Below are 13,408 nucleotides of genomic sequence, written 5' to 3'. Positions count from 1 at the left end.
GCCTTGCGTTTTTATGGAAATTTTATCGATATAATATTCCCATTTTTCTAAAAGTAGCCAATTCAGTCAGAGTAGACAAGCGCATGTAAGAAAGTATTCTAAATAGGTCTCGCCCTCCTGATCTTTTGCTTTTCGAACAAAAGCATGGATATTTGCAAGATAAAAGGTGGTTTCATCGCTCGTCATTTAGGTGGCGTGAGGAAAGTCCGGACAGCGTAGAGCAAGCTGCTTCCTAACGGGAAGGCATCTGCATAGCAGATGACAGCAAGTACAACAGAAAGTATACCGCTCCTGCTTGCAGGAGTAAGGGTGAAATGGTGGGGTAAGAGCCCACCGGTGATGGCAGTGATGTCATTAGCCAGGTAAACCTCAGCTGCTGCAAGGCCAAATACACCGATGCTTGAGAACTGCTCGTTCGATGTCGGAGGGTAGGCTGCTAGAGCCCTGTCGTGAGGCATGGCCCAGATAGATGATGAAGATCTCCCCTGAGATACAGAATCCGGCTTATAAGCCTTTTATACACGGGAAGCCAGGGGGCTTCCCGCTTTTTTTGCTGTTTGCAAAAAAAAGCGGGTGAGGTGTTCTGCTGTTCGAGTTGGGCTTTTTGCTTTTCGAAACGTGTTGGCGTATTGGTGTGTTGGTGTGTTGGTGTCGAAGGAAACTTCTTACTTCTCCATTCCTTGTTCCTTGTTCTTCAATCAAGCGTGTTGTAGTGTTGTAGTGTTGTAGTTGAATCTTGACTGCTGCACCACAACAAAAAACACCTCTCCCTCCAGAACACCTAAACACATCTCAAAACCCACTCTCTTCCATCATTTCCCATACGAGGCGAAAAACATCATTCGCATTGGGTTTGGAAATATAGTTGCCATCATCCCCAAAGGCGGGTCGATGCTCCGCAGCTGTTAGAGTTTTGGGAGGAGAATCCAGGTATCGATAGCCACCTTGTTTTTCCAAAACTTCCTGCATCATAAATGCAGTAGCTCCTCCCGGCACATCTTCGTCCATGAATATGATCCGATTGGTTTTTTTCAAAGATTCCAGGATGCGATGATCCAGATCAAAAGGCAAAAGCGTTTGCGCATCAATCAATTCAACAGAAATCCCATGTTCTTCCAGGAGCTTCATGCCTGCCTGGGCAATACGAACACAGGAACCATAGGTAACAAGCGTAAGGTCTTCACCTTCCTGCAAGATTTCCACCTGCCCAAAGGGAATTCGAAATTCACTCAAATTAGCGGGTAGTTTTTCCTTTAGGCGATAGCCATTTAGGCATTCAATCATCAAGCCGGGATCGTCAGAAGCCAGGAGGGTATTGTACATGCCAGCTGCCTGTACCATATTTCGTGGAACCAAAACATGAATCCCTCTCATTGAGCCCAGCAGCATCCCAATGGGTGATCCAGAATGCCAAATCCCTTCTAATCTATGTCCTCGGGTCCGGATAATCGCTGGAGCCATTTGCTGGCCATTGGAGCGATATCGAAGCGTAGCCAGGTCATCTGTCAGAGGAGAGAAAGCATAGACAAGATAATCCAGGTATTGGAGTTCTGCTATCGGCCTGAGTCCACGCATGGACATTCCCTGTGCCTGCCCTACGATGGTCCACTCTCTGATTCCCGTATCAAAGACTCTTTCTTCTCCATATTTTTCCTGCAAACCTTTGAAGGCCTGATTTACGTCTCCGATATGTCCGACATCTTCTCCAAAAGCAAAGAGGTTGGGATATTTGGCCAGAATTCCATCAAAATACGTATTGAGAATTTCAGATCCATTGAGCTCGGGAGCATTAGGAGCATACCGCACAGGAACAGCTTTCACCTTTACTGCGGCTTTTCCAGACTCACTATACAAATGGGTGTGATATCGCTCTGCCAATAAGGCTTCTTTCTCCGAAATCCACTCTTTCAATGCCTTCATAGCGGCACTGTCCAAACGTATCCCGGCAAATTTTACCTGCAAAGCATGATCCAGCAAATGGCTTAATACCGGATTGATCAGCTCATCTAGGCTATGCATTTTTCTTTCGATAGTATCTTCCAGGGGATGTTCTGCTTCCAATTTTACATAAATGGCCGAGAGTTCTTTTTTATGTTCTTCATTCCTTCCCTGAAACAAATCCCAGGCTAGATCCCTTCCTGCAGCAGCTTCTTCACGAGCAGTAGCATTTAGCTTTTGTAATTCTTCAGGACTAGCGATTCCAGATGTGATTATCCAGTTTTCCATGCTTTTTATACCATCCACCTCAGCTTCCCACGCCAGACGTTCGGCAGATTTGTAACGCTCATGAGAACCGGAAGTCGAATGCCCAAAAGGCTGGGTACATTCTTGTATATGGAATAAAGCCGGCATATGGCTATCGCGAATTTTCTCCACCCCTTTTTTGATTCCCTCCACCAAAGCAGGATAATCCCAGGCCTTGAATCGATAAATATCCATGCCCTCGCCAGCTTCATTTTTTCCCAGGCCTTGCAGGGCTTCAGAAATGCTCCCTTTAGTGGTTTGATATTTGGTGGGAACGGAGATTCCATAGCCATCATCCCAGACAAACATAGCCAGCGGAACTTGCATTACTGCAGCGGCATTGAGGGTTTCGAAAAAGGCGCCTTCCGAGGTACTGGCATCTCCAATGCTGCAAAAGCTCACTTCATTTCCATTTTGTGAGTAGATGTTGTGTGGTCGAAAGATCGGAGCTTCCCGATATTTTTTTGAGGCTAAGGCTATCCCCAAAGCTCTTCCCACATGTCCTGCAACCGGAGAAATCACGGAAGCAATATTGTCCTGATGCAGATGGAGATTGTCTCTACCTTTTTCATCTATCAAGGCATTGCTATAGCAATTATTCATCTGCCTGCCTCCGGTAAAGGGATCATTTTCGGCATCTCCATATAAAAAACTGAAGTAAGATTGAGGATTTAGCAGTCCCCGGGCAAGCAAGAAAGTTTGTTCACGATAATAGGGAGAATGAAAATCTCCCAGACGAAAAGCATGTGCCAGGGCAAGTTGTGGAATTTCTTTGCCGGCACCACCTGAGCCAAACTTTGCCCGACCATTGAGTACCTCTTTTCTAACTAGCCCACTCAGTTCTCTACTCATGCAGGCAGTTTTATAATCTTTGAGAATTTGTTCTTTACTGAGAGAGATTTGAGGCAGAATTTGCTTTTGATCGGGACGTTGGGCCATTGCTTTTGAGTTGAGGGTTAGGGAAAAACAATATACGGAATCCCTCGACCAAGCTCTAAAAAATTGCAGGGCCTTTCTTCAAAGAGAAAGGCCCTAACACACCACCAAAAGACAATATTTTGATTCTACAGGTAGATACCTGCTTTTATCATTTTCAATTTATGGTCTTCTTCTTCCAGAAGGCTTGCTGCTTCTTGAGCTGCTACGTCCAGCGGACGAGCGAGAACGTGAAGAAGAAGAGGAACGACTCGCGTTAGATTTTGAACCTGAGCTACTGCGGTTCACGCTACGAGAAGGAGAACTGCTACGCTTGGGAGCTGAATAGCTCGGACGAGAGCTGCTACTTCTGTTCATGCTGCTTCTATTTGAACTAGAACTACGGCTGCGGTTCATGTTGCGAGAAGGAGAAGAACTTCTGCTACGGTTCGCGTTTGAGCTTCTGTTTGAGCTAGAGCGATTAGGGCTGTAGCTTGGACGAGAAGACGAACTGTTGCGATTTACGCTACTTCTGTTTGAACTTGAGCTGCGGTTCATGCTACGAGAAGGAGAAGTGCTTCTGTTACGGTTCACGCTAGTACTTCTGTTTGAGCTAGAGCGATTAGGGCTGTAGCTTGGACGAGAAGTTGAGCGGTTGCGATCTACACTACTGCTTCTGGAACTAGAATTCCTATTGGGCGTATAGCTTGGGCGAGAAGTGCTTCTGTTTCTATTTACAGAAGTGCTTCTGCTGGAGCTATTGCTTCTAGGACTATAGCTAGGCCTTGAGGAAGATCTGCTCGAATTTACACGATCCCTTGTGGACGATCTACTCGAATTGATGCGATCTCTACTAGAGGAAGTTGAATTCCTATTGGTAGAAACTCTTCCGGAAGTATTCCGGTCCAGGCCATTTCTACTCGTTGTTCTTCCTGTAGTGGAAGTCCGGTTTCTATTGGTAACGGTACTTCTGCTGCTCCCTGTGCGAGTTCCATTTCTGGAGATCACACGTGAATCGGTATTACGGACTCCGCTTCTACCATTGCTGACACCACGGCGACGGTCTGTAGTAACTCCAGCTCTACGAGGGCTGTTTCCATTACTACCTGCTACACCATTTCTACCACCGCTAGGTCTGCGAGGAGTTTGGTAACGGGTACTGGGTCGACGAGGGCCAGTATTTGCATTGCTGGCATATCCTCTGCTTCTGTACCAGTAATTATTTCCAATTCCACCACCTGGAGGGCAATATGCATTTCCATAACCATTATTAAATCCGGTATTGAAACCATTGTTGAATCCAGCACGGTATCCTCTTCTGAATCCTCTGTTAAAACCACGGTTGTAGCGATTACCCCAGCCCCAGCTATTGCCCCAGCCGGAATTCCAGCCAAGTCCAAAGCCAAAGCCACTGCCGTAACCATAATTATAACTATAACCGAAGTCATTGAAACCTCCGCCATAGTAGCAGAAAGGATCGTATCCATAAGGATTCCATCCACTGGTATATACGCGGGTGGTTGACCAAAGGCCTCCGAACCAACTACGATTAACTACTCTTACATTAGGAGCAAATGGATCATACCATCTGTTCCAACGATTCCAGTATGGTGTACCGAGAACGAAATAGATATCGCTGGTATAGAAAGGATCATAATAACTCCAGCTATCCCTGACACTATTGCGTCTGTGGAATCGCCTTAAACGACGTGAAAAACGAAAATCATCATAATCTTCGTCCCAATAATCGTCATAACCCCCATGGTTTGGTTCAGCTACCTTCTCAACTCCATCAGGGCTGAAAGTCAGATCGTATGCATCAAATTTCAGATTCTTATCCAGGCTGAAGGTGGCATCCGTATCTAAGCTTCCCGTGTAATGGATCTTCGCATTTGCTCCTGTTGATAAGGAGAACAAAAATGCTAGGATTAAAATACTATATCTCATCTTGGGCTTAAATAAAGGGTAAAACAATTGTGAATAGGCACATGATTACTAATGAATACTCGAATTTCACCATTTCATTTACATAAAACACGCTATAATTATCATGCGTGTTGTTGAGATGTAGATACGTGTAAAAGTGCGCATACCGGCTCATTTGCCCCACAACTTATATCTACGTATCTTGCAACATCTTGCCCCAATTACCAATTTTATTGCCGCACCCTTTCCACTCAAACCGAAACTAAAATCGGCAGTTAGTTAAAAAGAAGCTTTACAAAAACACAGGATATTGAAATTTTCAGAATTAGATTTAGATCCAAATTTGCTCGATGGGATAGAGTCCCTCGGATTTGAAGAGATGACTCCTATCCAGGAAGAGGCGATTCCCATTGTTCTCAAAGGAAAGGATCTGATCGCATGTGCTCAAACAGGAACCGGTAAAACGGGTGCCTACGTAATCCCCACAATTGATAATCTCACCTTTGATGAAAGTGAGAATACAAGAGCACTTATCATTGCCCCTACTCGCGAACTCGCTCAGCAAATTGACCAAAATATCGAAGCACTTTCCTATTTCACGGGTATTTCTTCCGTGCCTATTTATGGGGGAAAGGATGCAGATAGCTTTGACAAACAAAAATATGCCATCACGAATGGCGCAGATGTTCTGGTAGCAACTCCAGGAAGGTTCCTCATGCATTTAGCTTTGGGATATATGGACCTGGATCATGTAGAAACCCTGATTCTGGATGAAGCAGATAAAATGCTGGATATGGGATTTCATGCCGACATTCTGAAGATAGTTTCCTATTTGCCCGAAAACAGACAAACCCTGATGTTTTCAGCGACTATGCCGAAAAAGATCAGGAAGTTGGCAAAAGAGATTATGTTTGAGCCAGAAGAGATCAGCCTCAACCTGGCCAAACCTGCCGAAGGAATCAATCAAATGGCCTTTATGGTCTATGATGAACAGAAGATTCCTTTACTTGAGCATTTGCTCAAAACGAGGGAAGTTGATAGCATGATCATTTTTGCTTCGAGCAAGATGAGTGTCGACAACATCTCACGTAAGCTAAAGAGATTAAAATATGAAGTAGAAGCCATCCACTCTGATAAAGATCAATCAGAAAGAACGGCTACTCTGCGGAAATTTAAAAATAAAGAGTTCCGCATATTGGTCGGAACAGATGTACTTGCCAGAGGAATCGATATCGACAACCTCAGTCATGTGGTGAACTTTGATGCTCCCCCTGACGCAGAGGATTATGTACACCGTGTAGGACGTACAGCCCGAGCAAGTTCTACCGGCGAGGCCATGACCTTTGTAAATCCCAAGGACATGTATCGCTTTGCACAAATCGAAGAATTGATTGAAGCAGAGATTCCTCAGCCGGATATTCCTGATGAATTGGGCGAAAGGCCTGTATATCGGAAAGGTAGAGGTCCTCGTGGCCCTCGTGGTCCCAGAGGACGACATGGAGGACATGGAGGAGGAAGAAATCGCTCCGGAGGAGGTAGAGGAAGACAAGGAGGTGGATATGGAAGAGGCCGCAATAATGGTCCCTCAGATAGACAAGGAGGAAGCGAAGGAGGAAACAAGAGAAGAAGAAATCGCCCCAGCCGCAAGAATTTCAAATCCCAGGACTCTTCTCAGGGCAGGGTTCCAAATCCCGGAAAAAAAGCCCATAATGAAGGATCCAGTCATTCCAACTCTCAAAACTCGGAAAGTCAGGATGGGAATGGCCCCAAAAAGAAGCGTCGCCACCGTAGCAGACGCAAGAAAAAGCCAGAAAATGGCCCACAGGGAAATGGGCAGCCTGTGGTGAAGCGTGAGGAGTAGAAATTCTCACAGAATTCTTAGCAAGAAGTTTAAACACCCTTGTCATTGGGAGCTCAAATGTTGAGCGACGCAATCTGCTTGACTAAAATTTACGATCTGTTATCAAGGGGATTGCTTCGGTTCCCTCACAATGACAGATTGTTTTGGTCGTACATAGCAAATGTCATTGCGTGTCCTTGCTAAGGGCGAAGCAATCCCCTTGACCCAAAATACCCATTTGAATCCCCTCAGATTTGCGTAACTTCTCTACTCATATTCAGATTGACTTCTATGAGCTTTTTACAGGCAGAATGGCGCAAACTGGCCCTGGCAAATTATGTCATTGATCCAGAAATTTTAAAGGATTTGGTACCCGCAAAAACTGAACTGGATCTATGGGATGGAAAATGCTATGTCAGCCTTGTAGGATTCAAATTTGTCAATACTCGCTTATTGGGGATACCCATTCCTTTTCACACCCATTTTGAGGAGGTGAATTTGCGGTTTTATGTCAAACATTTCGATGGAGATCAATGGAAACGCGGAGTTGTTTTTGTGAAAGAGATTGTACCCAAGCCTATGTTGACTTTCGTAGCCAATACCGTATATAAGGAACACTATCAGACCCTGCCCATGCGATATCTTTGGGAAGAGGACAAAGCCGGAAGAAAGATCGTTTATGAATGGAAAAGTGAGGGCGAATGGCAAAAATTTGAAACCATAGCAGAATATGCCCCAAGTGAAATAGGAGCAAATAGTGAAGCAGAGTTTATCACCGAGCATTATTGGGGCTATACAAAAGTAAATGCCCGCAAAAGCTTTGAATATCAGGTAACACATCCTCGCTGGGAACAGTACAAAGTAAAGAGCCATAAGATTGATGTCGATTTCGGGAAAGTCTACGGAGAAAGATTTTCTTTTATCAATCAGTTAGAACCGGTTTCCGTCATGTTGGCAGAAGGTTCTGAAATTACGGTGGAAGGAAAAAAGAGCTTATAGCTGTAAGTTTTCCCTTTGCTCTACAACCAATACATCACAAATAGAAAACACATGAAAACTCCAGATGTAAATGCCGTTTTCGACCAAATGCCTTCAAAAGAAATCAGGGCAATGATCGAACGTATGATAGCCGCAGAGCTGTGGGAAAAAGCAGAAGAAGTCGCACAAAAATACCTGGCTAAAGCAGGCAAAGAAGACCAAAATAATTGGGATCGAGGTAATATCCTCCACCATGCACACCAACTCTTAGGGAGAATTGCTTTGGCTAAGGGGAATACAGCCCTCGCCATAGAAGAGTTATTGGAGGCTGGTAAAACAAAAGGCTCACCTCAATTAAATTCTTTTGGTCCTAATATGTTATTGGCGAAAAAGTTGTTGTTGGCAGGGGAAGCGCAAGCTGTACTTAGTTACCTTGAATTATGTGGGGAATTTTGGAACAACCCAATGGCTAATCAGATGAGGGAAGGATGGATTGCAGAGATTAAAGAAGGGAAGATACCCGATTTTATGGGGAATTTGATTTATTAATGGATAAAATATGGGTAGTAGGGACAGATAATAATCTGTCCCTACTGATATTTTATAAAATCTAGATTCTTTTTGCTCTGGGTTGCAAATCTGTCAGTGCTCCAATTTTGATAGCTTCCTCCGCCTCGATACTCTTTCTTGCAGCCACTCCAATCAAAATGGACATTGCACCATCTCTTATGCCTGCAAAGTGCTTGAGGCGGTCTGCTTCGGCGGGATTCTTGAAGATGCGATCCTGCAAACGCTTATCTCCTCCCCCATGTCCTCGGCGCGAATAAGTTACGGGCACCGATTCATGCTTTTCCCAATTCTTGTGCACGATGATGGGATTGAAGACCATATTTTCCTGTCCTCCCTGTGCCATCTCAGCTGCATGGAGTTCAGCCTGAGAGGTTTCCATATCTTCATAGTACGGAATGTCCTGCCAGGCCTCTATCCTACCCTTTCGTCCATTGAAAGCAATTCTCCATCCTTCAAAAGGAGAATAAGTAGTCAGGGAATAATTGACCAAAGCATTATTGGCATATTTGATCTGAGCAGACATCTTATCGTAAATATTGATTTCCGGGCGATACAGGCAGGCATCTCTAATGTATCCATCGTGTTGTTCATGATCCGCATAGAGGCGCATGGAACTTTCGCTTTTTGTGATGTCCCAGTAGTATTTGCAATCCTTGGTATGCGGACAAGTCCGGCAATTCTTCGCCTGGAAAGGCCCATTGGAACCGTAATGTTCCAGGTCTCCATAAGCAAATACTTCCTCTGGATCACTGTCCAGCCACCAATTGAGCAGGTCAAAATGGTGGGTGGCTTTATGAACCCAAAGCGTTCCTCCTGCCTCTCTCAATCCATGCCAACGCCGGAAATAGGAAGCGCCGTGGTAATTGTTGAGATACCAGTGGAAATCGACCGAAGTAATGTCTCCGATGGTTCCGTCCACCAATAGTTCTTTTATCTTGGTCATATAGGGACTCCAGCGATAGTTGAAGCCTACAATCAGTTTCTTCTTCGAACGTCTCTCCGCATCGATAATCGCCTGGCACTTTCTTTCATCTGTAGTCAAAGGCTTTTCTGTCAGAACATCACAGCCAAAATCCAGGCCCTTGATGATAAATTCATGATGAGTAGAATCTTTGGTGGTAACGATCAATAAATCAGGCTGTGTCTCCCTGAGCATTTCATCGCAATCCAGAAAAGTAGGACAGCCAACTCCCATGTATTCTTTTACTCCTGCCATACGACCAGGATTGACATCACTCAGACCTACAAATTCGAGGATATCCGAATAATTGTCGACCAGTCTTTTGCCCCAGAAACTGCTGCCTCGGATGCCGGTTCCGACCAGGGCTACTTTCAACTTTCGTCCAAGAAAAGGTTTAAAATCGATAAAAGGGGCCAATACAGTTCCGGAGGCCAGGCCGCTCAATTGATAGAGGAAATTGCGACGGGAATTCATCGTAGTAGTTTTTAAAGTAGTTAGAATGAGGATTACTAGAATAGAAGTTAGGATATTCCTGCTAGAAAATCCATGTCGTTCGACTAAATACTTTGGGGGATTGATGAATTTAAGTTCCACCTCCTTTTTGGCGGCAAAAAGGAGGCAAAAACCGTCAAAATTCTAAAGCCAACACACTACCCGGCCCCGAACACCGAATTTTGATGGCCAGCACGCCTTTATTTGGAACTCCTTAGTTACTGAGGTACTCGACAGGTACAGATTCTGTGAGCCAGACGCCATTGGGGGTGCAATAGAAGGTGTGTCCTGCCTTGTGCATCTTAGCCGCTGCGACTTTGAGGATGACAAGTTTTCCATGTCGTTTCCCTACCTGAGAGGCAGTATCCAGATCGGCGGAAAGATGGACATGATGGCGTTTGCGTTTGTTGAGACCCGTTCTAAAAATGGATTGGAGAAATTTATCGGCTGTGCCGTGGTAGAGCATTTCGGGTGGTTCGATAGGGCTGTACTCCAGTTCTATATCAATTGAATGCCCCTGGCTGGCTCTTATTCGCTTTCCGTCATCCGAAATGACGTATCTTTTTTTGTTGTTGTTCTCTACGATCTGATCCAGATCAGATCTACTGACAGATCGCCCATAGTCTTTCAGTTTTGCCAGCAATTCCTTGATATCGGCCCATCCCTGGGCATCGAGTTGAATATCAAGTACTTCTGGTCTATGTCTCAGGACCATGGACAGGAATCGTCCGTGTTTTATTTCTTCTTTTTTGCTTAACATGGTTTTTCATTAAAAATATTCTCTAAATAATTTGGAGGATAAACCTTCTGCGGTTACCTTTGTCCTCGTTCTGTAAAAAAAAGGGAGCTTAGCTCAGTTGGTTCAGAGCACCTGCCTTACAAGCAGGGGGTCACTGGTTCGAGTCCAGTAGTTCCCACAATTTTAAGAAGATCCTCGGCAATTTGTCGGGGATTTTTTTATTTGGGACAAATATAGGGAAATTTAATTTGCGTACAAATTACGCTTTAATAATTTATCCCTTCACCCTCTCATCAAGCTTGCTTTTTTCAGGACGGAATGTACCCTAAGAGCTTCCCAGGCTATATTTTTCCAAATCGCGGATATTCAGAAATTCTTCGATTTTTTCAGCAGATTTCTATCAAAAAGTATATTTCCCAGACTCATTTAAACCCAAAAATTAACTCATAAACGCAAAAGTTCCTCTTCAAGCGAAAATAGATTTCTGCTCGATTTTGGGTAATTTTTATAAACTTTGGGTACAATATGAATACAATCACATGAGCAACACAGAAATCATAATTCGCAAGAATCTATGCTCCAGATTTTCTGCTAATGCATGTGCCCGTTCCGGCTAGCTCGATGCAAGAAATATTACTACAAATCTGCAGCCTTGAACGGATCTGCTATAGCTAGATTAGTTCTTATAAATCCTGCGTGTTACTATTTTCGGCTAATCCCAGACAAGGGATTAATTCCTCACAAGCGTACGCGTCAATTCCGTCTGAAAAGTGCCATCCAGAGTCACGAATTTCACCTTCATGATATACATGGCAGGTGCCAATTTATCCAGATCAACCTCTACTGCATTATCCCGTATTATGTACTCCTCCAAGAAAGCCCTGCTTCCGTTTAGCTGAATTAATTCTATAGTCGCGCTATAAAATTCCTCTGATATATTATTAAATATCAGCTTTCCATCTGTTGGGTTGGGGAATATCATGAACTCACCGACTATAACACTATCCTCAATAGTGGGACCCTCACCAGGGTCCTGGTTAATTGCTATAGTCGCCGATTCAGTCCCTCCGGCTATTGTCAGGCTTGCAGATCGACGCAGACTATCCGGGTTTGCAGCTATCGTAATATTGAGTTTGGCATCTCCGGATCCAGATCGAAGGTCCGTAGATATCCAATCCTCACTACTCGTCACGGTCCAATTTATGTTGCTGGAAATCTTAATTGACTGCGTATCACCTTCTTCATCGACAAAAAGCTGCAAGGCATTGACAGCTACGTAATCGACAGGATTTTCAAATAAGTATGAGGGGCCCGTATTCATCTCAGTGGCATGTGGTTGGACATTGACACTTGATGAAAATTCAGAAGCCCCAATCGCTCGATCAGTTATAGCCAGGGGCCTTGATTCTTTCATTAGATCGAGGGATATCTCATTGTCATAATCCATGCCCGGATAAAGGGGAACGAGCGGATAGCCCATATCAGCTGAGGCAATAAGCGGACTATTGGTCAAAGGCTGAAAAAAGCCCTCCACATTTTCAATGAGCATAGGGTCTATAGAGGTAATTCCTGTTGCTGGATTATCAATTCCAAGATTACCAAATGAGAGGTTCGCGATCCATGTTTCATTTCCCGTAGCCTGGACAAATAGTTGATCCTTGGGATTTGTAAAGACATTATTGGCTATGTTGACATTGGTCGGCGGATTATTTCCATTACTTCCCAGTATTATTTCCTCTGAATCGATTATGGTGTTGTGATAAATGTGAATTTCGGACAAGGGGTCAGAAGGATCATTTTGCAGGTATATGGCTCTTCGTTTCAAGCCTTCGAAATAGTTGTTGTAAATGAAGTGATTGGAACCTTCCCGCACTCGAATTCCTCCCATATTGTTTAGGAAAAAATTGCCGTAAACGATTCCTTCATCGCCATGTCTCAGGACGAGCTCGGCTACGGGATTATTTTCAAAAGTGTTATAGCGATATACATTTTGCCTGGACTTATGCGAGATAATTTCCCCATCTCCATTACACTTCGTAAAGTAGCAATACTCTACAAGCGTACGGCTGTCTAAATGCCCCTGTGTACTGACCCCAATTCTTATGGGTTCAATCCCCTGGTCATTTCCTATTCCATCGAAATTTTTAAAGGAACAATGTTGAATCCTATGAAAGCCGGGTTCATCATCTACTAATATGGAAAGTATATTCTGGTCATCCAGGTTGAGGCGATTTTCAAAGTTACAATAGCTAATGGTCGTTCTCCTGGATTCTTCATATACCCTTAGGTATTTGTAACAGGTATAATTCTGAATATTCACATGCGTAATCAAGACATCACTTCCATAGACTCTTATTACATCTAAGTTTCTAATAAAACCTCCCACGTACTGAATCCCGGAAAAAGTAACATTGTCGCCATTTATGACCGCTCTTGATACTCCTTTAAACAAAACACTTCCGTAGGGTTCTGCAGTCACTGTTAAGCCGTCTTTGTCAATGTCCATGCGTATATCGGAATAGACACCCGATTCCCATACGATCGTGTCCCCTGCACTGGCCTGCTGATGGGCGGTATTGAACTCTGTACCTGAGGACACAAGGTAGCGGCTTTGTGCACTAAGAAGAGCCGTAAGGAATAGAAAAGAAATTAACAGAGGAAGTCTCATTGTTTATTCTGTAAGTAAGGATTTGCAAATATCTTATTCCTATAAGCAAATGGTGTATCTTTTAATGAGTAAAAG

At 44.0% G+C, this 13,408-nt stretch carries 8 protein-coding genes, 1 tRNA gene and 1 other RNA gene; 5 read left to right on the top strand and 5 right to left on the bottom strand.

Features of this window, described 5'->3' with window-relative positions; translation table 11 throughout:
• The first annotated feature begins 159 nt into the window (after positions 1-159).
• An RNA gene (gene rnpB / locus R8P61_01720) (RNase P RNA component class A) lies at positions 160-523 on the top strand.
• A gap of 269 nt (positions 524-792) precedes the next feature.
• On the opposite strand, the gene R8P61_01715 is transcribed toward rnpB, so the two are convergent.
• Both R8P61_01715 and R8P61_01710 read right to left on the bottom strand, forming a co-directional pair.
• Positions 793-3,183: a thiamine pyrophosphate-dependent enzyme gene (locus R8P61_01715; GenBank protein MDW3645764.1), complete on the bottom strand. Its 2,391-nt coding sequence runs from the start codon at positions 3,181-3,183 to the stop codon at positions 793-795.
• Between the two features lie 159 nt (positions 3,184-3,342).
• Positions 3,343-5,076: a hypothetical protein gene (locus R8P61_01710; protein ID MDW3645763.1), complete on the bottom strand. Its 1,734-nt coding sequence runs from the start codon at positions 5,074-5,076 to the stop codon at positions 3,343-3,345.
• 319 nt (positions 5,077-5,395) lie between these two features.
• On the opposite strand from R8P61_01710, the gene R8P61_01705 reads away from it, so the two are divergent.
• The 3 genes from R8P61_01705 to R8P61_01695 all read left to right on the top strand — a co-directional run bounded on the left by R8P61_01705 (position 5,396) and on the right by R8P61_01695 (position 8,452).
• The gene (locus tag R8P61_01705) at positions 5,396-6,946 is read left to right on the top strand and encodes a DEAD/DEAH box helicase (protein ID MDW3645762.1); all 1,551 of its coding nucleotides are present in this window, start codon (positions 5,396-5,398) and stop codon (positions 6,944-6,946) included.
• Between the two features lie 270 nt (positions 6,947-7,216).
• Entirely contained in the window at positions 7,217-7,924 is a 708-nt protein-coding gene (locus R8P61_01700) for a DUF2071 domain-containing protein (protein MDW3645761.1), read from the top strand.
• A 51-nt stretch (positions 7,925-7,975) separates the two neighbouring features.
• Entirely contained in the window at positions 7,976-8,452 is a 477-nt protein-coding gene (locus R8P61_01695) for a hypothetical protein (GenBank protein MDW3645760.1), read from the top strand.
• 61 nt (positions 8,453-8,513) lie between these two features.
• On the opposite strand, the gene R8P61_01690 is transcribed toward R8P61_01695, so the two are convergent.
• Positions 8,514-9,908 (bottom strand): Gfo/Idh/MocA family oxidoreductase, encoded by a 1,395-nt coding sequence (locus tag R8P61_01690; protein ID MDW3645759.1) that lies wholly within the window; start codon positions 9,906-9,908, stop codon positions 8,514-8,516.
• 232 nt (positions 9,909-10,140) lie between these two features.
• Complete coding sequence (locus R8P61_01685) at positions 10,141-10,686, bottom strand: RNA 2'-phosphotransferase (GenBank protein MDW3645758.1); 546 nt, start codon at positions 10,684-10,686, stop codon at positions 10,141-10,143.
• Between the two features lie 82 nt (positions 10,687-10,768).
• On the opposite strand from R8P61_01685, the gene R8P61_01680 reads away from it, so the two are divergent.
• Positions 10,769-10,843, top strand: a tRNA-Val gene (locus R8P61_01680).
• A gap of 552 nt (positions 10,844-11,395) precedes the next feature.
• Here R8P61_01680 and R8P61_01675 read toward each other — a convergent pair.
• On the bottom strand, positions 11,396-13,333 hold the full coding sequence (locus tag R8P61_01675) for a chondroitinase-B domain-containing protein (protein MDW3645757.1): 1,938 nt from the start codon (positions 13,331-13,333) through the stop codon (positions 11,396-11,398).
• Between the last annotated feature and the right edge of the window lie 75 nt (positions 13,334-13,408).

Source organism: Bacteroidia bacterium, from assembly GCA_033391075.1.
In the GTDB taxonomy this organism is placed as follows: domain Bacteria; phylum Bacteroidota; class Bacteroidia; order J057; family J057; genus JAWPMV01.
Note: the sequence above shows the minus strand (reverse complement) of the source record. Positions and strands in the feature narration are given on the sequence as shown.